Source organism: Micromonospora sp. IBHARD004, assembly GCF_052814115.1.
Window position 1 is genome coordinate 163623 of record NZ_CP199934.1, and the last position, 24454, is coordinate 188076.

The window sequence follows — 24454 nt, forward strand, 5'->3', positions numbered from 1 at the left end:
AATAGTGAGGGCATGTTGGGGATCGGGAAGAAGGACCGCGAGCTGGACGCCGCCGTCAAGGAGCTGGCCAAGGCCGACACGCTCGCCTTCGGCGGGGTGGGCATCGCCTCCACGCTGCTGCCGGAGACCGAGGCGTTCCGGCACGTGGAGCGGGCGCTCGACGAGCACCCGGAGGCGCGCAAGAAGGTCGACTGGCTGCTCAAGCACGGCTCGCCGGCCGGCAGGGCGTACGCGGCCACGCTGCTGGACCGGGTCGACGCGGAGGCCGGCCGGGCGGCCTGGAAGCGGCTGCGCGACGATGAGCGCGAGTTCACCACGTTCAGCGGTTGCGTGATGGGCCGCGCGACACTGCGCGAGTACGCCACGGAGCGGCTCGCCGGTAATTGATCCACTCGCCGGTCGGCCCTGCCCGATCGGTTCTGCCGGCGCTGGCGGGTACGCCGTACCTTGCCAGCCATGATCCCGCCCGACGCCGCGCCGGTACGCCCCGCCCGGCCCGCCATCGTCACCGCCGCCTTCTGGGTGCAGCTCGCGACGGTCGTCGTCCTGCTCCTCCTGGTCGGACTGGTGGTCGTCCAGGCCGTGCGCTACGACGGCCAGATCGACCGGGCGCTTCGGCTGGTCCCCGACGCCGACCCGGTCGAGGTGTCGGACGAGCGGTCGGGCAACGTCTTCATGGCGCTGGCCATGAGCGTCCCGGCGCTGCTCCTGGCGGGCTGGCTCGCCGCCACCGCCCGGCCCCTGAGCCGGGGCAGCAACACCGCCCGGGTCCTGGTCTTCGTGGCCGCCGGCGCGCAACTGCTGCTCTGCCTCTTCCAGGGCTGCTCGGGGCTGCTCCTCATTCCCCTCGCGCTGGCCGCCGGCGCCGCCGATCCCGGCTTCGACCCGTCCGAGGGCGTGCCGCCCGACGGTCCCTACTGGGAGCAGTCGAAGTTCCTCGACACCCTCTACGCGCAGGGCAACCCGGCGGACGTGTTCTTCGGTGTCGGTGGGCTCGTCGTGCTGGCGGTTCTGGCGCTCACCACGGTCGTGGTGGTGCTGCTCCTGCTCCCCGAGGCCGGGCGCTGGTTCCGGCCCCCGCCCGCGGTCCCGGCCCGTGCCCACCCGATGGCGTTCTCGTACGGTTACCCGCCGGTCGGTGTGACGTTCCCGCCGGGCTACATGATCTGCCCCGACCCCGCGCTGCACCTGGCCCACCCGCCCACGGGGTCGGTCGCGTCCACCTCGCACGGTCCGGCGGAGGGGCGCCCGACCGCGGCGGGGAACCGGACGCCCGAAGGTCCGCAGGAGCCGCCCGCCGACCCCACCGCCGGCACCCTCCGTAGCTGAGCGTTGACTAAGCGAACTGGCTTTCCGGAAGCGTGCGTCGGGTTGTTACCGTCTCCGCCGACGCATGTGGAGAGGCGGTCGGCTTGAGCGAATCGGTGGCGTACCTGGTGACGGCACTGGGGTGTCTGATCGCGGTGGCCGGTGTGGTGATCGCCGTGGTGGCGCTGATCAGGGCCCGGTCCCGGCCACGGCCGCCGGCGCCCGGCGACCCGTTCCGCGACCGGGACGTCGACGCGCTGCGCGGTGACCCCCGCAGGCTCCGGCCCGGCGACATCGTGGAGATCCGCCAGGTGCCCTACACGGTCCGCGGCTCGGTGCACCTGGTCGAGGGCGGCTGGAGCTGGGCGGAACACCTGCTCGACGACGCCGGCGGGGTGAAGCGCTGGCTCTCCGTCGAGGCGGAACCGGATCTGGAGCTGGTGCTCTGGACCGCCGAGCCGTCCGCCACCGTCACCCCGGGCGCACCGACCCTCGACATCGCCGGCCGCCGGTACACCTGGGACGAGTCCGGCCAGGCCCGCTACACCGCCACCGACGGCACCGGCCTCGACCCGCGCGGCACCATGCGCTACTACGACTACCAGGCGCCCGGCGGCGCCCGGCTCTCCTTCGAGGCGTACGGGGAAGCCGGCTGGGAGGTGGCGCTCGGCGAGAAGCTGCACCGGGCCGAGGTGATGATCTACCCGCAGGGCGGCCCGGAGCGGGTGGCCTGAGTCGCTGGTGCACCCGGTGATGCGCGGGCCGCGCGGCGAGGTGCTGGTGCTCGGCGCCGGCGACGGGCTCGCCGTCCGGGAGATCCTCCGCTACCCGGACGTGCGTGACCGTGGTCGACCTCGACCCGGCCGTGGTGAAGATGGCCTGGACCGAGCCCCAGCTGCGCGAACTCAACCACGACTCGTTCGCCGACCCCCGGGTGCGGGTGCTCAACCTCGACGCGTTCGGCTGGCTGCGCACCGCCACGGAACGCTTCGACGTGGTGGTGGCCGACCTGCCCGACCCGGACGAGACCGCCACCGCGAAGCTCTACACCGTCGAGTTCTACGCGCTGATCCGCTCGGTGCTCGCCGGGGACGGGCGGCTGGTCGTGCAGTCCGGCTCGCCATACTTCGCCCCCCGGTCGTACTGGTCGATCGAGCGGTCGGTCCGCGAGGCCGGCTTCGCCACCACGCCGTACCACGTCGACGTGCCGAGCTTCGGCGACTGGGGGTTCGTGCTGGCCGCGCCGGGGACCACCCCGCCGGTGCTGGAGCTGCCCGCCGACGCCCCGCGGCTGCGTTTCCTCACCCCGGAGGTGCTGCGCGCGGCGGCGGCCTTCCCCGCCGACCGGGGTCGGATGGACGTGCCCGCCTCCACGTTGTCGCAGCCCAGGGTGCTGGAGTACGCCCGCGCGGAGTGGCGCGGCTACTAGGTTCGGGGCATGTCGCCCCGGTCGTCGCGTCGCCGCCGCACGCCACCGGGTGTCGAGTGGCTCCGCAACCGGGTGCCGACCCGGTCGGTGGCGGCGGCCACGTACCTCGAGGCGTTCGTGCTCTCCGGGGTGGTCACCGTGCTGGTCACCCGGGCGTATCTGCAGGCCACCGGGTATCCGCAGCTCGGCGGGGGTGGCCTGCACATCGCGCACGTGTTCTGGGGCGGCCTGTTGATGGCCGCCGGTCTCGGCATCGTGCTGGTCTTCCTCGGCGGTGGGCCCCGGACGGCCGGCGCGATCGTCGGCGGCATCGGCTTCGGCCTCTTCATCGACGAGGTGGGCAAGTTCGTCACCACCGGGACCGACTACTTCTACGCCCCCGCCGCCGGCATCATCTACGGCGCGTTCGCACTGCTGGTCGTGCTCACCCAGGCGGTCCGCGGCCGGATCCGGCTGACCCCCGCGGAGCGGACGGCCAACGCGCTGGACATGGTGCTCGGCGGGCTGCCCGGCGGGCTCACCGACCGGCGCCGGGATTCGGTGCGGCGGCTGATCCGGGGGTCGGGTCCGGCCGCCGAGGCGGCGTTGGCGCAGCTGCTCGACGCCATGCCCCGACGGGAGCCGCCACCGGTCCGGTTCTGGCAGCGGTGGTTGGCCTGGAGCCGCCGGGTGGTCGCCTGGCTGACCGCCCGCCGGTGGCTGGTCTACCCCGTGGTGGTCTATCTGGTGGTGGAGCCGACGGTCACCGTGGTCGCCGTGGTGATCGACGGGGTCACCGGTCAGCTGGACCAGCAGCGGGAGTGGGGCGCCGTTCTCGGGACCTCGGTCTCCGCGTTGATCACCGCCGTGCTCAGCGTACTGGCGGCGCTGCGGCTGCGCCGGGACCGGGCCGACGCGTTCCGACTGTTCAAGCTGGCGCTCCTGGTGGACCTGCTCTTCGGGCAGATCTTCAACTTCACCGTCAACCAGTTCGGGGCGGTCTCCGCCCTCGCCGTCGACCTCTTCCTCCTCGGCGTGGTCACCGCCGAGCACCGCCGGCTCTGCCGGGAGGCACCGCTCGCCGGCTGATCCACGCCCGGCTCCGGAGGTTTCCGCCCGGCGTACCGTGCCGCGATGGCCGGGGCTGGTTACGGTGTGCGGGTGATCTAGGGAAGGAGAATCATGGTCGATGCCCACGGCACGCCCACTCGCGCCCGGCCGGGCCTGGTGACGATATCCAGCTGGCTGCTCATTCTGTTCGCCGTCATTCAGGTGGTGAACCTGATCCTGACGATCTCCACCATCGGCACCGTCCGGGACGTCCTGCGGGACGCCTACCGCGGCACCGCCGCCGAGCAGGCCGGCGACTTCGCCTACGCGTTCGGCATCGGGTTGGCCGCGCTGACCCTGCTGCTCGCCGTCGGGATGGTCGTCCTCGCGCTGCTGAACAACCGTGGGAAGAACGGCGCCCGGATCACCACCTGGGTGCTGGGCGGCATCCTGATCTGCTGCACCGGCGGCAGCCTGGTGAACAACGCGGTCGGCGGGCTGACCGGCGGCGGGAACACCGGCGACATGCCGAGCGGCGAGGAGATCCAGCGCCGGCTGGAGGACGCGCTGCCCTCCTGGTACGGCCCGGTCACCACGCTGCTCGGCGTCCTCGGCCTGCTCGCCCTGCTGGCCGCCCTGATCATGCTGGCGCTGCCGAAGGCCAACGAGTTCTTCCGTAAGCCGCAGCAGGCCTGGGAGCCGCCGCTGCCCGGCGCCCCGTACCCGGGGCAGCCGTACCCGGGCGGCCAGCCCGGCTACCCGCCGGCCCCGGCCCATCCTGCCGAGCCCGGCCCCTGGCAGCCGCCGGCCCCGCCGGCTCCGGGCCAGCCGGGCTCGGACCAGCCGGGTGGTCGGGAGGGCGGGACCGAGGGCCCGGGAAGCCGGCCGCCATCCGGAAGTTGACGTCCGGATAAGAGCGACGCCGACGATCCCTCCGAGTAGGTTGCAAGCCGACGCCTACCGGAGGGATCTGTCGTGTCGTATCCCGATCAGGCGCCGCCCCGCCGTCCGGCGGCGGTGGTCGCGGCGGCGGCGGTGCTGGTGCTGATGGCCGTCGGCGCCGTGGTGTACGCCGTCGCGGGCCTGCTCGTCCTGGGCGGCACCGTCGACCGCTTCCGACTGGCGGCGACCGCGACCGGCGCCGGGTCCGGCGAGATCGACGGGGTGGTGTCGCTGCTGCGCGGCTCCACCGTGCTGTCGGCCGTGGTCGGCGTGCTGGTCGGCCTGGTGCTCGTCGGCCTCGCCCTCGGCCTGCTCGCCGGCCGGGCCGGCGCCCGGGTGGGCACCTGGGTGGTCTGCGGGCTGGGCCTGCTCTGCGGCTGCTGCGGGCTGGCCGTGCTGGTCGTCCAGCGGGCCGCGCCGCTGCGGTTGGGCGCCGACGAGCGGGTCACCGCCGACCTGCTCGCCCGGCTCGGCGACGCCTATCCGGGGTGGTGGATCCCGCTGAACGCGACCCTGTCGGTGGCCCAGGTCCTCGGCTACCTGGTGGTCGCCGCGCTGGTGTCCCTGCCCGCCACGAGCGCCTTCCTGCACCGCCGCCCGGCCCCCGCCGGCCCGACGCCACCGCGCGGCCCGATGCCTCCGGCCGCGCCGAACTACCCGCCCCCGCCCGGCTACGGCCCGCCCTCCGCCCCGCCGGCCTACGGCCCGCCGCCGGGCCCACCCACCTCCTGGTCGCCGCCGGCCGCGCCCGGAACGCCCCCATCCCCGCCGGCCGCGCCCGGAACGCCCCCATCCCCGCCGGCCGGCTCGGAGCCGCCCGGCCCGACTCCGCCCGAGGATCGCCCGTGAGCACCGAACCACCCCTCACCCCGGGACGTGCCCTGATCACCGGCGCCAGCGCCGGCATCGGGGCCGCCTTCGCGCACCGGCTCGCCGCCGACGGCTGGGACCTGGTCCTGGTCGCCCGGGACGCCGGCCGGCTGGACGCCACGGCCGCCGAGCTGACCGGCCGGTACGGCCGGGAGGTCGAGACGATCTCCGCCGATCTGTCCACCGACGACGGTTGCGCGGCGGTGGAGCGCCGGCTCGCCGCCGGCCCACCGGTCGAGCTGCTCGTCAACAACGCCGGGATCAGCCTGAACACCCCGTTCCTCCGGTCGACGGTGGAGGACGAGGCCCGGCTGCTGCGGCTCAACGTGCTGGCGGTGCTGCGGCTGACCCACGCCGCCCTCGCCCCGATGATCGAACGCGGGCGAGGGACAGTGATAAATGTCTCTTCGGTTGCGGGTTTCGGGGTGGTCATGCCCGGTTCGACGTACTCGGCGAGCAAGGCGTGGGTGACGAATTTCAGTGAATCGATCGCCCGCTCGGTGGCTCCGCTCGGCGTACGGGTGATGGCGCTCTGTCCCGGCTACACCCGCACCGGCTATCACGAGCGGGCCGGCATCGACATGTCCGCGACCCCGCGCTGGATGTGGCTCAAGGCCGACGACGTGGTCGCCGAAGGGTTGCGTGACCTGGGGAAAGGCAAGCTGGTCAGCGTTCCGAACTGGAAGTACAAGCTGGCGGTGGCGGGTCTGCGGCACGCGCCGCGGCGGCTGCTGCGCGGGGTCGCCCGGGACACCCGGGGCCGGGTGGAACGGGACGAGGGCTGAGCGTCCGCCGGCCGGGCGGCGGTCCCGCCGGCGGTGCCTGCCGGCGCCGACCGGGGTGGACAGTCGCGCAGAGTAGTCGGATATCGCCACTCATCGTCGCCCGCAGGGTTGACCCGGGTGGACCCCGCAGACGGCTCCCAGACTTGCGCAGTACCCTCTATCGCCATGGGGCACCACGACGACCTGCGTAAATTCATTACCGACCTGGCTGTGGTCCATGGACGGGTGGTGCTCTCCTCGGGTCGCGAGGCGGACTGGTACGTCGATCTGCGTCGCGTCACGCTCCATCACCGGGCGGCGCCGTTGGTCGGCCGGGTGCTGCGCGATCTGACCGCCGACTGGGAGTACGACGCCGTCGGCGGGCTGACCCTGGGGGCCGATCCGGTCGCCCTCTCGATGCTGCACGCGGCCGCCGCGACCGACTGCCCGCTGGACGCGTTCGTGGTCCGGAAGGCGGGCAAGGCGCACGGTCTGCAACGACGGATCGAGGGGCCGGAGGTCGCGGGTCGTCGGGTCCTGGCGGTGGAGGACACCTCGACCACGGGTGGCAGTGTGTTGACCGCCGTCGAGGCACTGCGCGAGGTCGGGGCCGAAGTGGTGGGCGTGGCGGTTATTGTTGATCGAGGTGCCGGCGACGCGGTGCGAGCCGCCGGACTGCCTTATCGGGCGGCCTATACGTTGGCTGACCTCGGCCTTGTGGCGTAAAAGTTTGCCGATTCGGATCTGCTGATATGCAGGCGGATCGATGCTGCTGGTGGAAGGATGGAATACGTGGGAACTGCGTTGGCTGAAATGACCATGCCTCAGATCTCGCCGCTTGCCGGCGAGCCGATCGAACGTGCCGATGCCGAGCGTCTCGCGGGGGTCCTGAAGGCCCTCGCCGATCCCGCCCGGCTGCGGCTGCTCAGCCTGATCCAGTCGGCCCCCGAGGGCGAGGCGTGCGTCTGTGACCTGACCGCGCCGCTCGGCCTCTCTCAGCCGACGGTCAGTCACCACCTGCGTATCCTCACCGAGGCCGGCTTGCTGGAGCGGGAGAAGCGCGGTGTCTGGGCGTACTACCGGCTGGTGCCGAGCGCGATCGCGACGATCGCGGATCTGCTGACCCCGCCGCGCAAGCGGGCCACCAAGAAGGCCCGCTGACACCGGACGTGTCCGACGGCCGGATGGTCATCCCTGCCCGGGGTGACGTCGGGTGGCGTGCCAGGGGTGGCGCCACCACCGGACGGTGACGGCTGCCCGTCATCCGTACCACCCGTAGGTCGACAGGTCGTTGCCGATGGCCGGCCCCCGCGAGGGGACCGGCCATCGGCGTGTCCGGGATCAGCTGCCGCGGTGGCCGTGCGGGCCGTGCCGCGGGTGGTCGTCGCCGTCGGCGGCGTCGCGGACCGCGTCGACCACGCCCGCCGCGCTGGCCGCGGCGACCATCGCCGCCGCCTCGCCGCGCTTGCGCGCCCGGCGGTCGCGGAGGAACTCGAAGAAGATCGGCAGCACCGAGACCACGATGATCAGGGCGACCACCGGCAGGATGTACCGGTCGATCTTGTCGCCGATCGCGTTGTAGATCTGGTCGGCGAGCAGGTAGCCGATCAGCAGGATGCCGTCCACCCAGAGGACCGCGCCGACGATGTTCCAGATCAGGAACTGCCGGGCCGGCATGCCGAGCACCCCGGCCACCGGGTTGAGGAAGGTCCGGACGATCGGGATGAAGCGGGCCAGCACCACGGCCTTCGCCGGGCCGAACTTCTGGAAGTAGTACTCCGCCTTCTCCACGTACTCCCGTTTGAAGAGGCGGGAGTTGGGGCGGTCGAACATCCGGCGGCCGTACCGGTGGCCCAGCCAGTGCCCGAGCTGCGCGCCGGCGATCGCGCAGAGCGGCCCGCCGATCAGCAGGCCGGCCAGCGAGAGCCGGGTGCCGCTGCCGAAGATCGCGTCGGCCACCGGCGACGCGGCCACGCCGGCCAGGAAGAGCAGCGAGTCGCCCGGGAAGAAGAAGCCGACCAGCAGGCCGGTCTCGGCGAAGAGGATCGCCCAGACGCCGATCAACCCGAAGGTGTGGATCAGGTCCTTCGGATCGAGCGGGTTCAGGGCGACGCTCTCGGAGAGCATCCGGGTCTTCTCAGCTGTGTCCACGGCCACACAGGTTACCGAAGCCCGGTCCGGCGTCGCGCCGGACCGGGCCACGCGGGTCAGAGGCGGGGGTCGACCGGCTCGGACTCGCACGCGAGGATGGCGAAGACCAGCTCGTGGCGGCGCCAGAGCGGGGCGTCCGCCGCCAGCGCGTCCAGGGCGGCCAGGCCGAGGGCGTGCTCGCGCAGGGCCAGGCCGCGCTTGCGGCCCAGCGACCGCCGGCGCAGCGCGGCGAGCTGACCCGGCTCGGTGTACCCGGGGCCGTAGATGATCCGCAGATACTCCCGGCCCCGGCACTTGATCCCGGGCTGGAGCAGCGAACCCCGCGCCGACCGGGCGGCCGGGCCGGCGTACGGCTTGACCACCATGCCCTCCCCGCCGGCCGCGGTCAGCGCCAGCCACCACTCGGTGGCCGCCGCCACCGCCGCGGCGTCGGTCAGGTCGACCGCCCGGCGGCGCGTCGGGGTGAAGAACTCCGGGTCGGCCGCGCAGAGCCGGTCCGCCAGGTCGAGGTGCCAGCCGTGGTCCCGGTCGGCGTAGCTCGCCCCGGCCCCGGCCAGCACGGCGAACGGCGCGAGGGTCACCCCGCGCAGCCCGTCGGTCGGCCCGACGTACGCCCGGTACGCCGCCGAGTACGCCTCGATCTCCGCCGCCCGGTCGGCCATCCGCCCGCGCAGCTCGTCGACCGGCAGCCCCCGCCCGGCCGCCGCGTCCAACGTGGCGAGCACCGCGGGCAGGGCGGCGCGGCCGGCGGCGCCGACGCCCGCGTACTGCTCCCGGATCAGCCCACCCGCCTTCGCCGACCAGGGCAGCAGCTCGCAGTCGAGCAGCAGCCAGTCGGTCCCCAGCTCGGTCCAGAGCCCGACCGTGGTCACCGCGGCCCGGACCCGGGCCAGCAGCTCCTCGTCGAGCGGCGGCCCGAAGAACGGCCGGCCTGTCCGGGTGTGCACCACCCCGCCGTCGAACCGGCCGGGCTCCCGCTCGACCAGCACCACCGCCCGCGAGCCCATGTGCTTCTCCTCGCAGACCACCCGCTCGACGCCCGCCGCCCGGTAGTCGGCGAACGCCTGCGCCGGGTGCTCCAGGAACCCGTCGACGGTCGAGGTCGAGCAGGGGGCCATGGTCGGCGGCAGCCAGACCAGCCGGCCCGGGTCGACGGCGAAGCGGCTCATCACCTCCAGCGCGGCGGCGGCGTTCTCCGCCGGCACGGTCAGCGACCCGTACGCGTGCTCGATGTGCCGGCGGCCGGTGACGTCGGCCAGGTCCAGCACGGTGCCCGGCCGGGTTGGCGTGGACGCCACCAGCGGGCGGACCGGCGGGTACCACTCCTTGACCGCCGGGACGGCGACCAGCTCCTGCTCCGGGTAGCGGAGCGCGGTGAGCTGCCCGCCGAAGACGCAGCCGGTGTCGATGCAGATGGTGTTGTTCACCCACTCCGGCTCCGGGGTGGGCGTGTGGCCGTACACGACCATGGCCGAGCCCCGGTAGTCGCGCGCCCACGGGTAGCGGACCGGCAGGCCGTACTCGTCGGTCTCGCCGGTGGTCTCCCCGAAGAGCGCGAACGCGCGGACCCGGCCCGAGGCGCGGCCCTGGTAGGCCTCCTTCAGCCCGGCGTGCGCGACCACCAGCCGGCCGCCGTCCAGCACGAAGTGGCTGACCAGGCCGTCGACGAAGGCCGCCACCTCCGCCACGAACGTCGGGTCCTCGGCGTCGAGCTGCGCCATCGTCTCGGCCAGGCCGTGGGTGAGCCGCACGTCCCGGCCGCGCAGCTTGCGCAGCAGCTTCTGCTCGTGGTTGCCGGGCACGCAGATCGCGTGCCCGGCCGCGAGCATGCCCATCACCAGGCGGAGCACGCCGGGGGAGTCCGGGCCGCGGTCCACCAGGTCACCCACGAAGACCGCGGTACGACCAGCCGGGTGCACGGCGTCCACCGGGCGGCCCGCGTCGTCGCGACGCAGCGTCCAGCCGAGCCGGAGCAGCAGCGCCTCCAGCTCCTCCCGGCAGCCGTGCACGTCGCCGACGATGTCGAACGGCCCGGTCAGCTCCCGCCGGTCGTTGAACAGCTTCTCGTACCGGATCTCGGCGGCGTCGATCTCCTCGGCCCCGCGCAGCACGTGCACCTTGCGGAAGCCCTCCCGGGCCAGCTGCCCGTACGACCGCCGCAGGTCGCGCTGCATCCGGGCCAGCACCTGCCGGCCGAAGGTCCGGTCGGCGCGCCCCTCGGTACGCTCCCAGGCCAGCGCCTCGGGCACGTCCAGCACGATCGCCACCGGCAGCACGTCGTGTTCCCGGGCCACCTTCACCAGCGCGGCGCGGGCGTGCGGCTGGAGGTTGGTCGCGTCGACCACGGTGAGCCGGCCGCGCCGCAGCCGGACCCCGGCGACGTGGTGCAGTGCGTCGAACGCGTCCGCCGAGGCCGACTGGTCGTTCTCGTCGTCGGCGACCATCGCCCGGAAGGCGTCCGAGGAGAGCACCTGGCTGGGCCGGAAGTGCCGGCGGGCGAAGGTGGACTTGCCCGAGCCGGAGACGCCGACCAGCGCCACCAGGGCGAGCTCGGGGATGTCGAGGGTGGTCATCGGCTCTCCTCCTGCCGGGTCAGCACGGCCAGCTGGGTCGGTGCGCCCACCCCGGGGTCGTCGTCGCCGATCCCGCTGATCGTGGCGGTGTAGCCGTACGACGCGGCGACCCGCCCGACCCAGGACGCGAACTCGGCCCGAGTCCACTCGAAGCGGTGGTCGGCGTGCCGGAACCGGCCCGCGCCGAGCCCCTCGTAGCGGACGTTGTACTCGACGTTGGGGGTGGTCACCACCACCGTGCCGGGCCGGGCGTGGCCGAGGACGGCGTCCTCCAGCGCGGGCAGCCGGGGCGGGTCGACGTGCTCGATCACCTCCATCAGCACCGCCGCGTCGTACCCACGCAGCCGGTCGTCCCGGTAGGTCAGCGCCGACTGCCACAGCCGGATCCGGTCCCGCTGCCGCTCCGGCAGCCGGTCCAGCCGGAGCCGGCGGGCGGCCAGGGTCAGCGCGTGGCTGGACACGTCGGTGCCGACGATCTCGGTGAACCGCCGGTCGGCGGCGAGCGCGGTGAGCAGCGCCCCTCCGCCGCAGCCCAGGTCCAGCACCCGGGTCGCCCCGCTGGCCCGCAGCGCGGCCAGCACCGCCTCCCGACGCCGCACGGCCAGCGAGGCGCGCGGAGCGCTCTCGGACGTCGGCTCGTCGGTCACGCTGTCGTCGGCCGAGGGCTCGTCGGCGAGGCGCAGCTCGGCCAGCCGGGCCAGGGCCTGGCCGGCCAGGGCCCGCCGGTGCGCCAGGTAGCGACGGGTGATCAGGGCCCGCTCCGGGTGGTCGGCCAGCCAGCCGGCGCCGGCCCGGAGCAGCTTGTCCACCTCGTCCGGCGCCACCCAGTAGTGCTTGGCGTCGTCCAGCACGGGCAGCAGGACGTACAGGTGGTTGAGCGCGTCGGCCACCCGGAACGTGCCGGCGAGGGTCAGCGCGACGTACCGGCTGTCCCCCCACTCGGGGTGCGTCTCGTCGAGCGGGATCGGGTCGGCCGTCGCGGTCCAGCCCAGCGGGGCGAAGACCCGTACGGCCAGTTCCGCGCCGCCCCGGCAGCGCAGCACCGGCACCCGGACCTCCAGCGGGATCGGGGTGGCGGCCAGCTCCGGCCGGTCCCGGGACTCGCCGCGCAGCGCGGACCGGAACACCTTGGCCAGCGCCGAGGAGAGCAGGCTGGACGCGGCGTACGGGCGGTCGTTGACGTACTGCCCGAGGGTGAAGTTCTCCGGGGTCGCCGCCTGCGCCTTCCCGCGGCCGCGACCGCCGCCCAGCCGGAGCGGGTCGACCTCGACCAGCAGCGCGGCCGTGCAGCGCTGCTCGCCCGCCTCCGGGTAGAGCACGTGCGCGGTGCCGGCCGGCAGGTCGAAGCTCTGCACGCGGTCCGGATGCTTGACCAGCAGGTGACCGAGGTCGGTCGCCGGCCGGTGGGTGGTCGTCAGGGTGAGCAGCACGCCGTCGATGGTGCCAGCAAGATCGATCTTGCGTCGTCCCGTTTTCCTACCGCGGCCGGTACGGCGATGCCCCGCCGACCGGGTGGTCGGCGGGGCACCGGGTGTCGCTGGGTGGTGCGGGATCCGTCAGGCGACGAAGCGGGTCTTGCGGCGGCGGGCCACCACGTAGCCGCCCGCGCCGGCGGCGAGCAGCAGCGCGCCGAGGCCGGCGATCAGCGCGGTCGAGCTACCGGTGATCGGCAGCGTGCCGCCGCCACCCTCGCCACCGCCGTTACCGCCGTTACCGCCGCCCGGGGCCGCGTTCACCACGAGCTTCGCGGTGTCGTTGGCCGGGTTGGTGTCGTCCTGGAAGCCCTCGCACTGGCACTTGGCGTTGATGGTGACCGTGCCGGTGGCGTTCGGGACGACCTTGTCGATCCGGAGGCCGAGCTCCACGGTCTGCTCCTCGCCGACACCGATGAAGATGTCCGGGAAGCACCGGTACGCCTTGGCGCCCGGCTTGCCGGGCTCCTCCCAGTCGGCGTCGTCACCCTTCATCGGCACGCAGTTGTCCGGCACCTGCACGGCGGTCGTGCCGGTCGGGACCGTCACGTCGATCTTCGTCACCGGCGCGCCGACGCGACCGAAGTCGAGCGACGCGGGGCCGTTGTTCCGGACGCCGACGGTGGCGGTGACGACGGCACCGGCCTTGCCGGTGAGTTCGTCGCCGATCGCGGCGAGGTCCACGCCGTTCTTGCCGGTGACCTTGACCTGCATGCCCGACCAGTTGTTCTCCGGGTTGGGGTCGGCCTGGAAGGACTGCGCCTGCGCGGCCGGCTGCTTGGTGAGCACCAGAGCCTCGTCCGTACCCGGCTCGCCGATGGAGATGCCCCGGCTGTCCAGGTAGGCGGTGAAGTCGTCGAACTCGTCGACGGTCATCCAGTTGTGGTAGCCGTACTGGGCGCCGGGGGCGTAGGTGTCCTTGGCCAGCGCGTACGGCACCGACGCGGCGAAGGTCTCGCCGGCCGCCACGATCGTGTCGGTGAAGCGGCAGGTGCGCAGCCAGTCGTCCGCGTAGGTGCAGTTGCTGTAGTGCTTGCTCGTGCGGATGCCGTAGTCCTGGTCGAAGATGACCACCGCGCCCTTCGCGGAGGTCTCACCGACGTTGCTGAGCGCGAGCGGCGCGGTGAACGTGCCGCCCGGGGCGGCGCTGCGGGTCACCTCGGGACCGCCGGCGAGGTCCACGCCTTCGCCGATCTTCACCTTGGCGGTGTGGCTGGCCGACTTCGCGCCGTCCGCGCTGACCGTGACCTTCAGGTCACCGGAGTCGCCGTCCTTCGCGCCGGCCGTCGGCGCGATGTTGACGGCGAGCAGGCCGGCGATACCCCAGTCGTCGATGCCGATCTCGAAGTGCTCCTGGCAAACCAGGACGTTCTCCTCCGGCGTGGTGCAGTCGCCCTCGATCTCCGGGGTGAGCTGCGCCTTGCCGGCGAGCCCGGAGTAGTCGTAGCGGACGGTGAGGTTGTTGACCACCACCGGCTCGCTGGCGTACACGATGGGCGACTCGATCTTGCCCTCGCTGCCGACGGCGATGGTGGTGTCGTTGAAGTAGAGACCCAGCGCGACAGCGGGTTCCTCGGCCGCGGCGGGGGTGGCGGAGGCGGCGATGAACGCGCCTGCGACGCCGAGCCCGGCCAGCCAGCGCCGGGTGGGGTGCGTGAACATTGGTGGGTTCCTCCCGTGGGGGTGCAGGTGGAGCTCGTGGATCTTAAAGAACCCTTAAGGCGCGCCGCTGCCCCTGGTCGCAGATCGATGCGGGAATGAGCCGAAAGGATGAGCGGCGCCGCCGCAACGTTTCGCCGGCCCGCACCCGTCAACAGGGCGGGACACCGGGAGGTGCAGTGACGTACGAGGAGTTCGCCGACTCGCGGCTGGGTGCTCTGCTGCGGTACGCGGTGATGCTGACCGGAGATCCGCACCAGGCCCAGGACCTGGTGCAGGACACCATGGTCCGGGTCCAGCTGAACTGGCGGCGGGTGGCGCGGACCGACTCGCCGGAGCGGTACGTCCGCCGGATGCTCACCAACCAGTACGTCGACTGGCGGCGTGGGTCGTGGGCGCGCCGGGTGCTGCTGCGCGGCGAGCCGGACGAGGGAGTGCCCGCACCGACCGACCACGCGCAGTCCGCGGTGGACCGGGACCAGGTCTGGTCCTGGCTGTCCCGGCTGCCCCGCCGGCAGCGGGCCACGCTGGTGCTGCGCTACTACGAGGACCTGCCGGACGCCGAGATCGCCGAGATCCTCGGCTGCGCCGTCGGCACCGTCCGCTCCTGCATCTCCCGGGCGCTGGCCACCCTCCGAGCCGAGTACGTGGAGGCCTGCTGATGATCGAGGACGACCTGCGGGCCGCCTTCGCGCGACACGAGACGCTGACCCCGCCCACCGGGCCGGTCCGCTCCGCCATCGAGCGGTCCGTGGTCCGGCGGCGGCGCCGCCGGTTCCGGCTCCGCCTCGGCGGTACGGCGTTGGCGCTGGTCGTGGCCGCCCTGGTCGGCGTGCCGGCGTTCACCCCGGACCGTCCGGCGCCCGCGGAGCTGCTGGTCGGCCCCGCGCCGTCGAAGCCCACCGGGGCGCTGAACGTGCTGTTGGTCGGGGCGGACGGGCCGGCGGACCGGCCCTACCGGTTCGCCGACTCGGTGCTGCTCGTGCACATACCGGCGGACCGCAGCCGGCTCTACCTGGTCTCGCTCCCGCGTGACCTGGAGGTGTCGATCCCCGGCCACGGCAGAAACAAGCTCAACGCGAGCCTGTCCTTCGGCGCCGGCACGCCGCGCCCGGACCTGGCCCGCGGCTACGCGCTGACCCGGCGGGTGGTCTCCGACACCACCGGCGTACGGATCGACGCGGGCGCCGTGCTGACGTACCCGGCGCTGCGCAAGCTGGCCGACGCGGTCGGCGGCGTGCCGGTTTGCCTGCCGGCGGAGGTCCGCTCCGTGCACACCCGCCGGGTGTTCCCCGCCGGCTGCCAGCAGCTCGACGGCGCCGCCTCGGTGGACCTGCTCCGCCAGCGGTACGGGATGCCCGACGGCTCCCTGGACCGCGACCGCAACGCGCAGCGGTACGCGGCCGGCCTGCTCCGCCGGGTCGACGAGCGGGGTGTGCTGACGAACCCGGTGCTGCTCTCCACGCTGCTCAGGCAGGTCGGCACCGGCCTGGTGACCGAGACGGGCGAGACGTCGCTGCCGGCGCTGCTCGCGGTGGCCGCGCAGGGGACCGGCGCCCCGCCGGTCGCGGTGGTCCTGCCGGTCAAGTACGTCGAGAAGCCCAGCTACCGGTTCCGGCTCGACCCCACGCTGAGCCCGGGGTTCCTCACCGCGCTGCGGGACGACCGGCTCGGTGAGTGGACGGCTGCCCACCCGGACCGGGTGACCGGCCTGGAGTGAGGGTCAGCGGTAGTCGTCCTCGTCGCCGGCGACCACCCGGGCCTGCTCCATCGCGTCCCAGTCGGCGACCTCCAGGCCGCGGTGCGGCTCGGTCTCGGCGTCGCTCGGGTCGGTGGAGATCGCCTGCTCGACGGCGTCGGCCGGTTCCGCCTCCAGATCCCGTTCCTCCGGAGCGAGGTGGTCGCTCGGGGCGAAGTCCTCGTCGGGCTGACCCATCGTCCCTCCCTGGATCTCGGTGCGGGCAGCTACCCACACACCGTACGGGCTGCGCACGCAGCCTGCTCGGAGCCGAGCGGAACCGGAGTCGGCGGATTGTTCCTCCGTACCCGGGACCCCGGTGCCAGGATGGGGACGTGGGCTTTCTGATCCGACTGGCGATCACCGCGATCGCGCTGTGGGTCACCACGCTCATCGTGCCCGGGGTCGAGGTGACCGGCCGCAACGGCGCCAACACCGCGCTCACCCTGGTCGTGGTGGCGCTCATCTTCGGCGTGGTCAACGCGGTGCTCAAGCCGGTCATCAAGGTGTTCGGCTGCGTGTTCTACCTGCTCACCCTCGGTCTGTTCGCGCTCGTGGTGAACGCGCTGCTGTTTCTGCTCACCGACTGGATCGCCCGGGGGCTGGATCTGCCGTTCCACGTGGACGGCTTCTGGGCGGCCTTCTGGGGCGCCATCGTGATGGCGGTGGTGAGCTGGCTGATCAGCGTCGTCGTGCCGGACCGCCTGGAGAGCCGGTGAGCGCGCCGGTGGGCTGGCCCCGGGTCGGTTGTGCCCGTCGCCACCTTCTACGGGATACTGCCCGCGGTGGACAGCGCGGTCCGGCGCACCCATGGAAGACAGCGGCCTGCACGGCCGAGAGCGGTAAGTAAGGAGCGTTAGACATGCCCATCGCTTCCCCCGAAACGTACGCGGAGATGCTGGACCGCGCCAAGGCCGGCCGGTACGCGTACCCCGCGATCAACGTGACCTCCTCGCAGACGCTGAACGCGGCGCTGAAGGGCTTCGCCGACGCGGAGAGCGACGGCATCATCCAGGTGTCCACCGGTGGCGCGGAGTACCTCTCCGGCCCGTCCGTGAAGGACATGGTCACCGGCGCGGTGGCGTTCGCGGCGTACGCCCGCGAGGTGGCCAAGAACTACCCGGTGAACATCGCGCTGCACACCGATCACTGCCCGAAGGACAAGCTGGACAAGTTCGTCCGGCCGCTGATGCAGATCTCCAAGGAGCGCGTCGCTGCCGGCCAGGAGCCGCTGTTCCAGTCGCACATGTGGGACGGCTCCGCGGTGCCGGTGGCGGAGAATATGCAGATCGCCGCCGAGCTGCTGGACCGGGCCGCCGAGGCCAAGATCGTCCTCGAGATCGAGGTCGGCGTGGTCGGCGGCGAGGAGGACGGCGTCGAGAACGCCATCAACGAGAAGCTCTACACCACCGTCGAGGACGGCCTGGCCATGGTCGAGGCGCTCGGCTTGGGCGAGAAGGGCCGCTACATGGCGGCGCTGACCTTCGGCAACGTGCACGGCGTCTACAAGCCGGGCAACGTCAAGCTCCGCCCCGAGGTGCTCGACCACATCCAGATGGCGGTCGGCGCCAAGTACGGCAAGGAGAAGCCGCTCAGCCTGGTCTTCCACGGCGGCTCCGGCTCGCTGCTCTCGGAGATCCGGGAGGCGCTGGACTACGGCGTGGTGAAGATGAACATCGACACCGACACCCAGTACACCTTCACCCGGCCGGTCGCGGACCACATGTTCCGCAACTACGACGGCGTGCTGAAGGTCGACGGCGAGGTCGGCAACAAGAAGATGTACGACCCGCGGGTCTGGGGAAAGGCCGCCGAGGCCGGCATGGCCGCCCGGGTCGTGGAGGCCTGCGAGCACCTGCGCTCCACCGGCACCAAGATGAAGTAACCAGCACGTACCCCGGAGGGGCCGGCTCCCGTGTGGGGGCCGGCCCTCGCCGTGTCAGGCCGCCGCGGTCAGCACCCGGACCGCCTCGCGGACGTCGTCGGTCAGGTGCACCGTCGCCGACAGGTCGCCGAAGTGCGAGGCGGCCAGCAGCGGCCGCAGCAGCGTCTCGACCGGCAGCTCCGTCGTCCAGTACGCCCGGTCGAGGAAGACGTACGCGCCGCTCGCCCCGTCGGTGCCGTAGTACGTCTTGGTGGCCGCCTGGAACACCTCCTGCACCGTCCCGGCCCGGCCGGGCGCGAAGACGATCCCGCCCCGGGCCAGCCGCAGGATGGTGTCCTCCCGGATCGCGTTGGAGAAGTACTTCGCGATCCGCCCGGCGAAGAGGTTCGCCGGCTCGTGCCCGTACAGCCAGGTGGGGATGGCCAGCCCGCCCGAGCGGGCCCACTCGGTGCCGGCCGCCGCTGGGCGCTGCGCGGGCAGCGCCGGCCCGGGCGCGTACCGCTGGCGTACCGCCAGGGCGGCGGAGGTGTACCGGTCGTGGTCGGTGAAGTCGGGGGCGGTGGCGAGCAGGTCGATCGCGGCGGTCAGCTCCTCCGCCGGCCGGGACGCGAGGAACGCGCCGAGGTTGGCCGCCTCCATCACGCCCGGACCGCCGCCGGTCACCACCAGCCGGTCGGCCCGGGCCAGCTCCCAGCCCAGCACCGCCGCCATCCGGTACGCGGCGCTGCCGCGCGGCACCGCGTGCCCGCCCATCACGCCCACCACGGACTGCGGCCCGTGCGCGGCCAGCCAGGCCCGGGTGGCGTCGGCCAGGGCGTTGTCCACCCCGTGGTCGTGCAGCCGCTGGCCGAGCGCCTCGCGGACGTCCGGCAGGGCCCCGCCGTGGGCGCGGAAGTGCTCGTACACCCGGGTGTCGTACATCCCGGCGAAGCCACCCTCGGCGAAGCCGGCGGCCAGGTCGTCCGGCGTGTAGAGGTGGGACGGCTGGGTCGGGTAGGGCAGCCCGGAGAAGGGCGGCACCACGTTCGCGCCGCGGCGGACCAGGTCGGCGCCGACCTCGCGGTCTGCGAACCGGCAGCCCACGAAGAGGGTGCCGGTGATCTCGGTGCCGGTCAGGTCGGGGACCGGGTCGAGGTCGAGCCGGAGGCCCTGCACGGTCATCCCGGCGAGGCTGCCGGTGGCCAGCCGCCGGTCGAAGTCGGCGCGGGTCTCGATCTCGTGGACGCTGGTGTCGTGCGGCTCGATGACGTCTGCGGGGGGTGGGGTCGGCACCAGGTCATCCTGCCCGGAGCGGGCAACCCGGCAAACCCCGGCAGGACGGGCAGGAGCCCGGCGGTCGGGCCGCCGGGCTCCTGCGTAACCGGGTCCTGGGGAGGCTCCGGACCAATAGTTGTAATGGAAAACATCGCTGCGGGGCATGGGCCGCGGGTACGTGCGCGGCGGGCCGCAGGCGTGACGAAGCCCTCATCCGTTCAGCCGACCGGGTTCGCCGGACCCCCTCGCGCGCCCCCGGGCGAAGCGGGTTGAATGGGGCGATGCAGAACCTGTTGCCTGAGCCACCGGCCACCCTCCTGCCCGCGCACGAGGAGGCCGACGCCGCCCTGGCCGACGCCGCCGAGCAGGACACCGACGAGGCGTACGCCGAGGTGGCGGCCCGTTTCCCGACCCACAGCGCGGCCTGGGCGGCGCTGGCCACTCGCGCGTTCGCCAAGGGCCAGGTCATTCCCGCGTACGCGTTCGCGCGCACCGGCTACCACCGCGGTCTGGACCAGCTGCGCCGCAGCGGCTGGAAGGGCCACGGCCCGGTGCCCTGGTCGCACAAGCCCAACCGGGGCTTCCTGCGCTGCCTCTACGTGCTCTCCCGGGCCGCCGGTGAGATCGGCGAGGCGGACGAGGCGGCCCGCTGCGCCCAGTTCCTCCGCGACTGCGACCCGGCCGCCGGCGACGCCCTGGCCAGCAACTGACCCGCGCCGACGGCCGGTCCGACACCTGGTCGGGCCGGCCGTCGTGCCTGTTCAGAGCCCTTCGGCGACCGCGGCGGCGATCTTCAACCAGGCGTCCCTGGTCGCCGAGGAGAGCTGCCCGTACCGGATCGGCTCCCCGGTGTCGATCAGTCGCTCGTACGGCGCGAGCAGCACGGCCCGGGTCCGGGCGGCGAAGTGCTCCTGGATCGCCGGCAGGTCGATCTCCTTGCGGGACGGCGGCATCGACACCACCGTCACCGCCTGCCGGACCAGCCGCTGCCGACCGCTCTGCTCCAGATGGTCGAGCATCCGGGCGGCGGTCTCCGCCGAGTCGTTCCGGGCCGACATGGTGACCACCAACTGGTCGGTGGCGTCCATCGCGGCCTGCCAGTTCTGCGCCCGGACGTTGTTCCCGGTGTCCACGAAGATCAGCTTGTAGAAGCGGCTGACCACCTCGCGGATCTCCGCGAACGCGGCCGCGGTCAGCATCTCCCCGCCGGTCGCCGACTCGTCCGAGGCGAGCACGTCGAACATCCCCTCGCCCTGCGAGCGGACGTACTGCGACAGGTCGCCGACCCGGCCGTGCGCGCCCTGGAACTGGCCCAGGTCGCGCAGCATGTCCCGGACCGTACGGGAGTGGAAGTCCTGCTGGGCCCGCATCCCCAGGGTGCCCTGGGTCTCGTTGTTGTCCCAGGCCAGCACGTAGCCGCCGCGCTTCTGCCCGAACGTCATGGCGAGCAGCAGGATCGCCACGGTCTTCCCGGCGCCGCCCTTCGGGTTGACCACCGTCACCTGCCGCAGCCCGCCGAAGTTGCGGCGGACCATCTCGATGTCGCGCTTGAGCTCCTGCTCGTGCCGCCCGGGCGCGAGCCGGACCAGCCCCATCCGGTTGACCACGGCCCGGACGCCCATGGTGGCCACCGGGTCCACCGGCCGGGCCTGCCGGCGGCGGGCGAAGTCCTCGGCGGTCGGGGTGGCGCCGGTCTCCGGCGTCCAGACCGGGTCCGGGTACGCCACGGGCGTCGGCTGCGGCGGGACCGGCAGTTGCGGCGGCGGGCCGGGCTGCTGCGGCCAGGCCGGCGGGTACCAGCCGGGCGGGGCGGCCGGGGTCGGCCCGGGCGCCTGCGGCGGCGGGTACGCGGACGTGCCGGGATAGCCGGGCTGGCCGTACGGCGGCGTTGGCGGGTACCTCGTGCCGTCGCCGTACGCCGGGACCGGTCCGGGTGCCGGCGGCTGCTGGTCGGGGCGGTGGACCGGTAGGCCGGGCGCGGGCGGGAACGGCCCGAGCCGGGGCGGGGCGGGCGCCTCGTCGGGCTGTTCGGGGTGGGGTGCTTCGGCGGCCGGCGGCGGGACCGCGTCGCCGGCTGCGGCGAGCGGGGTCGGGGCGGTCTCCGCCGGGCCGGTCGCGTTCCCGGGTGGCTCGGTCGGTGCGGTGGTCAGCCGCTGCGGCGGCTGGGCCCACGGCGACTCGCCCGGATTCCGGGGCACGCCCGCCGCCGGGCCGGCCTCGGTCCGGCCGTCTCCGCTGGCGTCATCCGCGTCGTCCTCGGGCCCGGCGGCGGGAAGGTCGGTCCCCGCTGCCGCCTCCGGCGTGGCGTCGGACCCGGCCGCCGGGTACCGCGCCGGGTCCGAGTCGCCGGTCGCCGGGTTTCCCACGGCGTCGGTCACCGGGTTCGAAACGGCGTCGGCACCGGAGGTCGCCGGGATGCCGGGTCCGATCGCCGTGGGCTGGTCGAGGGTGAACGGCAGGTCCAGGTCGACCGCCGGCTGCGTGGCGCGCCGCCCGGGCGTCCCGCCGTCGGGGATGGGCCCGGATTCGCCCAGGTCCGGTCGAGCGGCGGCCTGGTCGGCGGGGTGCTGCGGTGCCCAGGCCGGAGCGGGTGGCCAGGCGCCCGCGCCGGGCGGCGCGGTCAACGCCCAACCGGCCGGCGCGGATTCATCGGCGGGAGCCGGCGGGTTTCCGTTCGGCGGCGGGGTGGGCCAGGCGGGTGCGGCGGGCTGGGTCGGCACCGCCCACGGCTGGGCGGTGACCGGCTCGGCCGGGTCCGGCGGCCAGAGCGGTTCGATGTCCCGCTCGGGCACCGGCTGTTGGCCCGGCACGTGGGCCCGGTCGGCGTTCTCGTGCACCACGGTTCCTCCCCATTCCTCCCGCCGAGGATAGGCCGTCCGGATTTCCCGGGGGCCCGCCCACGGATCGACGGGGGGTCAGACCGTCCACACCGCCCAGGCGCCCGGCTCGATCCACCAGGACCGCTTCCGGCTCAGCTCGCCCTCGACGCCGTCGTCGAGGAAGGGCACCTTCTCGTCGCGCGGGACGACCGCCACCGCGCGACCCCGGGCCCGGCGCACCTCCAGCCGTACCCGCTTCCGGCCCAACGCCGTCCGGGTCACCACGGGAACGGCTACCGCCACCTCGACCCGGCCGTCGGTCGGGTCCGGGTCGGCCAGCAGCGCCACGTCGTCGAGGCGCGCGTACCCGCCGGCGTTGCCGACCGCGCAGGCCATGATCGGCTCGTCGCCGTCGGAGAGGACGGCGTCGTCCACCTCGACCCGGGCCCGCCAGTGCAGCGGCCGGCCGGCCTCGTCGGCCGCGCCGAGCAGCGCGCCGTCCAGTGTCACCGAGCCGCCGTCGTTGCGGAGCAGGTCGAGCCGCCGGGCGCTGCCGTCCAGCACCGCCGCGGCCACCGCCGCCGGGTCGCGGGGCAGCCCGAGCTGCGCGGCCAGGTCGCGGTGCGTGCCGCTCCGGGCCGGATCCAACGGGAGTACGCCGACCGTCGGCAGGTCCGGCACGGTCCGGTTCGCGGGCAGGTCGGCGGGGCGGCGACTGGGCGGCGGGGCGTACCGCCGGACGAGCCGGCGCACGACGGCGCGCAACTGACCGTCACTGGCCGTGGCGACCACGAGCCGGGTCTTCGAATCCGGGTCCGGCCAGGTCAGGCCGTCGGAGCGCGGCGGGCCGTCGAGCCGGGCCAGCACCTCGTCGATCTCCGCGTCCGAGCGGGCCGTGACCATCTCCACCCGGGCTCCGCGGGCGGTCAGCGCGTCCGCGCAGGCCAGCACCGGTACGCGCGGCGTCTCGCAGCGCTCCTCGGTCTTCTCCCCGGCGGCCTCGTCGGCGCCACCGCAGCAGGCTCCACCGCTGCCGCAGCCCCCACCGGGAGCGTCCCGCTCCGAGCCGAGGGTGAGCAGCACCACGTCGTACACCGGCCGAGCCTCCTGCCTCTCGCCGCGACCCCTGCCAGCCGCGCCGTCACTACTTGTTAGCCTGACACCCCGGGCTCGCCAACCGGTCGCCACCTGGCACCCGAGCCTTCTGGAGGCGGAAAAGATGCCAGCGATCGTGCTCCTTGGCGCTCAGTGGGGCGACGAGGGCAAGGGCAAGGTTACCGACCTGCTTGGTGAGCGGGTCGACTACGTGGTGCGCTACTCCGGCGGCAACAACGCCGGCCACACGGTGATCACCCCGGACGGCCAGAAGTACGCGTTGCACCTCATGCCCTCGGGTGCCCTCTCACCCAGCGCGATGATCATCATCGGCAACGGCGTGGTGGTCGACCCGAAGGTGCTGCTGCAGGAGATCGACGGCCTCGCCGAGCGGGGCGTGGACGTCTCGCGGCTGCGCATCTCCGGCGACGCGCACCTGATCATGCCGCACCACCGGGCGCTGGACCGGGTCGTCGAGCGCTACCTCGGCTCCGCCCGGATCGGCACCACCGGCCGCGGCATCGGCCCCGCGTACGGCGACAAGGTCGCCCGGATGGGCATCCGGCTGCAGGACCTGCTCGACCCGGGCATCCTGCGCAAGAAGCTGGAGCTGGCGCTGCGCGAGAAGAACCAGCTGCTGTTCAAGGTCTACAACCGCAAGGCGATCGACGTCGACGCGACGATCGAGGAGTACCTGGAGTACGCGGAGCGGCTCAGGCCGTACATCGCGGAGACCCGGGTGATGCTCTGGGACGCGCTGGACCGCGGCGAGACCGTGCTGCTGGAGGGCGCCCAGGCCACCATGCTCGACATGGACCACGGCACGTACCCCTTCGTCACCTCGTCGAACCCGACGGCCGGCGGGGCGTGCGTGGGCGCCGGCATCCCGCCGACCGCGATCACCAGGGTCATCGCGGTCAGCAAGGCGTACACCACCCGGGTGGGCGCCGGGCCGTTCCCGACCGAGCTCTTCGACGACAACGGCCGGCACCTGGTCAAGATCGGCCACGAGTACGGCACGACCACCGGCCGGGAGCGCCGCGCCGGCTGGTTCGACGCGGTCGTCGCCCGGTACGCGTCCCGCCTCAACGGCGTGACCGACCTGGTGGTCACCAAGCTGGACGTGCTCACCGGCCTGCCGAAGGTGCCGATCTGCGTCGGGTACGAGATCAACGGCGAGCGGGTCGACGACATGCCGATGACCCAGACCGAGTTCCACCACGCCACGCCGATCTACGAAGAGCTCGACGGCTGGTGGGAAGACATCACCAAGGCCCGCACCGAGGACGAGCTCCCCGAAAACGCGCGACGCTACATCGCCCGCATCGAAGAACTCACCGGCACCCGCGTCAGCGTCGTAGGCGTGGGCCCCGGCCGCGAAGAAAACGTAGTCCGCCACCCCCTCCTCCCTTGACCTCACCCGCCCGACTCTCCGCGTTAATCATGAAGCTGTTGCCCGTCGCCGC

At 73.5% G+C, this 24454-nt stretch carries 23 protein-coding genes and 1 pseudogene; 16 read left to right on the top strand and 8 right to left on the bottom strand.

Annotated features, from left to right (window positions below; genetic code table 11):
- The first annotated feature begins 12 nt into the window (after positions 1–12).
- The 10 genes and pseudogenes from ACTWO6_RS00755 (at position 13) to ACTWO6_RS00800 (ending at position 7503) form a co-directional block, all read left to right on the top strand.
- Positions 13–387 (top strand): hypothetical protein, encoded by a 375-nt coding sequence (locus ACTWO6_RS00755; RefSeq protein WP_446217712.1) that lies wholly within the window; start codon positions 13–15, stop codon positions 385–387.
- Positions 388–456: 69 nt separating this feature from the next.
- On the top strand, positions 457–1329 hold the full coding sequence (locus ACTWO6_RS00760; protein ID WP_446217713.1) for a hypothetical protein: 873 nt from the start codon (positions 457–459) through the stop codon (positions 1327–1329).
- 83 nt (positions 1330–1412) lie between these two features.
- Positions 1413–2042 carry a DUF4178 domain-containing protein gene (locus ACTWO6_RS00765; protein ID WP_446217714.1) on the top strand — a complete coding sequence of 210 codons (630 nt, stop codon included), beginning with the start codon at positions 1413–1415 and terminating at the stop codon, positions 2040–2042.
- Positions 2041–2737 (top strand): annotated as a pseudogene (locus ACTWO6_RS00770) (spermine/spermidine synthase domain-containing protein); the annotation flags it as partial. The gene ACTWO6_RS00765 and the pseudogene ACTWO6_RS00770, both read left to right, overlap by 2 nt.
- 72 nt (positions 2738–2809) lie before the next feature.
- Positions 2810–3805 carry a hypothetical protein gene (locus ACTWO6_RS00775; protein ID WP_446220513.1) on the top strand — a complete coding sequence of 332 codons (996 nt, stop codon included), beginning with the start codon at positions 2810–2812 and terminating at the stop codon, positions 3803–3805.
- 93 nt (positions 3806–3898) lie between these two features.
- Entirely contained in the window at positions 3899–4669 is a 771-nt protein-coding gene (locus tag ACTWO6_RS00780) for a hypothetical protein (RefSeq protein WP_446217715.1), read from the top strand.
- A gap of 72 nt (positions 4670–4741) precedes the next feature.
- Positions 4742–5557: a hypothetical protein gene (locus tag ACTWO6_RS00785; RefSeq protein WP_446217716.1), complete on the top strand. Its 816-nt coding sequence runs from the start codon at positions 4742–4744 to the stop codon at positions 5555–5557.
- Positions 5554–6363, top strand: a complete 810-nt coding sequence (locus tag ACTWO6_RS00790; protein ID WP_446217717.1) for an SDR family NAD(P)-dependent oxidoreductase — start codon at positions 5554–5556, stop codon at positions 6361–6363. The genes ACTWO6_RS00785 and ACTWO6_RS00790 overlap by 4 nt, the downstream gene beginning before the upstream one ends.
- Positions 6364–6528: 165 nt before the next feature.
- Positions 6529–7068, top strand: coding sequence for an orotate phosphoribosyltransferase (pyrE, locus tag ACTWO6_RS00795; protein WP_446217718.1), 540 nt, complete (start codon positions 6529–6531; stop codon positions 7066–7068).
- A 57-nt stretch (positions 7069–7125) separates the two neighbouring features.
- Positions 7126–7503, top strand: coding sequence for an ArsR/SmtB family transcription factor (locus ACTWO6_RS00800; protein ID WP_007454255.1), 378 nt, complete (start codon positions 7126–7128; stop codon positions 7501–7503).
- A 180-nt stretch (positions 7504–7683) separates the two neighbouring features.
- On the opposite strand, the gene ACTWO6_RS00805 is transcribed toward ACTWO6_RS00800, so the two are convergent.
- The 4 genes from ACTWO6_RS00805 to ACTWO6_RS00820 all read right to left on the bottom strand — a co-directional run bounded on the left by ACTWO6_RS00805 (position 7684) and on the right by ACTWO6_RS00820 (position 14200).
- The gene (locus ACTWO6_RS00805; protein WP_446220514.1) at positions 7684–8469 is read right to left on the bottom strand and encodes a DedA family protein; all 786 of its coding nucleotides are present in this window, start codon (positions 8467–8469) and stop codon (positions 7684–7686) included.
- An 80-nt stretch (positions 8470–8549) separates the two neighbouring features.
- Positions 8550–11066, bottom strand: a complete 2517-nt coding sequence (locus tag ACTWO6_RS00810; RefSeq protein WP_446217719.1) for a polynucleotide kinase-phosphatase — start codon at positions 11064–11066, stop codon at positions 8550–8552.
- Positions 11063–12496 (bottom strand): 3' terminal RNA ribose 2'-O-methyltransferase Hen1, encoded by a 1434-nt coding sequence (locus ACTWO6_RS00815; protein WP_446217720.1) that lies wholly within the window; start codon positions 12494–12496, stop codon positions 11063–11065. The genes ACTWO6_RS00810 and ACTWO6_RS00815 overlap by 4 nt, the downstream gene beginning before the upstream one ends.
- Before the next feature lie 126 nt (positions 12497–12622).
- Positions 12623–14200 (bottom strand): LPXTG cell wall anchor domain-containing protein, encoded by a 1578-nt coding sequence (locus ACTWO6_RS00820; RefSeq protein WP_446217721.1) that lies wholly within the window; start codon positions 14198–14200, stop codon positions 12623–12625.
- Positions 14201–14376: 176 nt separating this feature from the next.
- On the opposite strand from ACTWO6_RS00820, the gene ACTWO6_RS00825 reads away from it, so the two are divergent.
- Together ACTWO6_RS00825 and ACTWO6_RS00830 are read left to right on the top strand one after the other, a co-directional pair.
- A complete protein-coding gene (locus ACTWO6_RS00825) occupies positions 14377–14859 on the top strand; it encodes a SigE family RNA polymerase sigma factor (RefSeq protein ID WP_446217722.1) in 483 nt (160 codons plus the stop codon).
- Entirely contained in the window at positions 14859–15917 is a 1059-nt protein-coding gene (locus tag ACTWO6_RS00830) for an LCP family protein (RefSeq protein WP_446217723.1), read from the top strand. Before ACTWO6_RS00825 ends, ACTWO6_RS00830 begins: the two co-directional genes overlap by 1 nt.
- A gap of 3 nt (positions 15918–15920) precedes the next feature.
- Here the strand turns inward: ACTWO6_RS00830 and ACTWO6_RS00835 are convergent, their stop codons facing one another.
- Positions 15921–16133 carry a hypothetical protein gene (locus tag ACTWO6_RS00835; protein ID WP_446217724.1) on the bottom strand — a complete coding sequence of 71 codons (213 nt, stop codon included), beginning with the start codon at positions 16131–16133 and terminating at the stop codon, positions 15921–15923.
- Between the two features lie 137 nt (positions 16134–16270).
- On the opposite strand from ACTWO6_RS00835, the gene ACTWO6_RS00840 reads away from it, so the two are divergent.
- Complete coding sequence (locus tag ACTWO6_RS00840; RefSeq protein ID WP_446217725.1) at positions 16271–16654, top strand: phage holin family protein; 384 nt, start codon at positions 16271–16273, stop codon at positions 16652–16654.
- A 143-nt stretch (positions 16655–16797) separates the two neighbouring features.
- Positions 16798–17820 (top strand): class II fructose-bisphosphate aldolase, encoded by a 1023-nt coding sequence (gene fbaA / locus ACTWO6_RS00845; protein ID WP_130330506.1) that lies wholly within the window; start codon positions 16798–16800, stop codon positions 17818–17820.
- A 54-nt stretch (positions 17821–17874) separates the two neighbouring features.
- On the opposite strand, the gene ACTWO6_RS00850 is transcribed toward fbaA, so the two are convergent.
- A complete protein-coding gene (locus ACTWO6_RS00850) occupies positions 17875–19092 on the bottom strand; it encodes an LOG family protein (RefSeq protein ID WP_446217726.1) in 1218 nt (405 codons plus the stop codon).
- A gap of 263 nt (positions 19093–19355) precedes the next feature.
- On the opposite strand from ACTWO6_RS00850, the gene ACTWO6_RS00855 reads away from it, so the two are divergent.
- Positions 19356–19784, top strand: coding sequence for a DUF3151 domain-containing protein (locus ACTWO6_RS00855; RefSeq protein WP_446217727.1), 429 nt, complete (start codon positions 19356–19358; stop codon positions 19782–19784).
- Positions 19785–19835: 51 nt separating this feature from the next.
- On the opposite strand, the gene ACTWO6_RS00860 is transcribed toward ACTWO6_RS00855, so the two are convergent.
- Positions 19836–21914, bottom strand: a complete 2079-nt coding sequence (locus ACTWO6_RS00860) for a chromosome partitioning protein (RefSeq protein ID WP_446217729.1) — start codon at positions 21912–21914, stop codon at positions 19836–19838.
- Between the two features lie 75 nt (positions 21915–21989).
- Positions 21990–22988: a hypothetical protein gene (locus ACTWO6_RS00865; RefSeq protein ID WP_446217730.1), complete on the bottom strand. Its 999-nt coding sequence runs from the start codon at positions 22986–22988 to the stop codon at positions 21990–21992.
- A 124-nt stretch (positions 22989–23112) separates the two neighbouring features.
- On the opposite strand from ACTWO6_RS00865, the gene ACTWO6_RS00870 reads away from it, so the two are divergent.
- Positions 23113–24402: an adenylosuccinate synthase gene (locus ACTWO6_RS00870; protein ID WP_446217731.1), complete on the top strand. Its 1290-nt coding sequence runs from the start codon at positions 23113–23115 to the stop codon at positions 24400–24402.
- Positions 24403–24454: the final 52 nt, after the last annotated feature.

Bases quoted from the DNA above. Each gene is read 5' to 3' on its own strand.
- ACTWO6_RS00810 (WP_446217719.1), bottom strand. From the start codon at position 11,066: ATGACCACCCTCGACATCCCCGAGCTCGCCCTGGTGGCGCTGGTCGGC.
- ACTWO6_RS00800 (WP_007454255.1), top strand. From the start codon at position 7,126: ATGGAATACGTGGGAACTGCGTTGGCTGAAATGACCATGCCTCAGATC.
- ACTWO6_RS00760 (WP_446217713.1), top strand. From the start codon at position 457: ATGATCCCGCCCGACGCCGCGCCGGTACGCCCCGCCCGGCCCGCCATC.
- ACTWO6_RS00820 (WP_446217721.1), bottom strand. From the start codon at position 14,200: ATGTTCACGCACCCCACCCGGCGCTGGCTGGCCGGGCTCGGCGTCGCA.
- ACTWO6_RS00755 (WP_446217712.1), top strand. From the start codon at position 13: ATGTTGGGGATCGGGAAGAAGGACCGCGAGCTGGACGCCGCCGTCAAG.
- ACTWO6_RS00830 (WP_446217723.1), top strand. From the start codon at position 14,859: ATGATCGAGGACGACCTGCGGGCCGCCTTCGCGCGACACGAGACGCTG.
- ACTWO6_RS00835 (WP_446217724.1), bottom strand. From the start codon at position 16,133: ATGGGTCAGCCCGACGAGGACTTCGCCCCGAGCGACCACCTCGCTCCG.
- pyrE (WP_446217718.1), top strand. From the start codon at position 6,529: ATGGGGCACCACGACGACCTGCGTAAATTCATTACCGACCTGGCTGTG.
- ACTWO6_RS00870 (WP_446217731.1), top strand. From the start codon at position 23,113: ATGCCAGCGATCGTGCTCCTTGGCGCTCAGTGGGGCGACGAGGGCAAG.
- fbaA (WP_130330506.1), top strand. From the start codon at position 16,798: ATGCCCATCGCTTCCCCCGAAACGTACGCGGAGATGCTGGACCGCGCC.
- ACTWO6_RS00805 (WP_446220514.1), bottom strand. From the start codon at position 8,469: ATGCTCTCCGAGAGCGTCGCCCTGAACCCGCTCGATCCGAAGGACCTG.
- ACTWO6_RS00780 (WP_446217715.1), top strand. From the start codon at position 3,899: ATGGTCGATGCCCACGGCACGCCCACTCGCGCCCGGCCGGGCCTGGTG.
- ACTWO6_RS00855 (WP_446217727.1), top strand. From the start codon at position 19,356: ATGCAGAACCTGTTGCCTGAGCCACCGGCCACCCTCCTGCCCGCGCAC.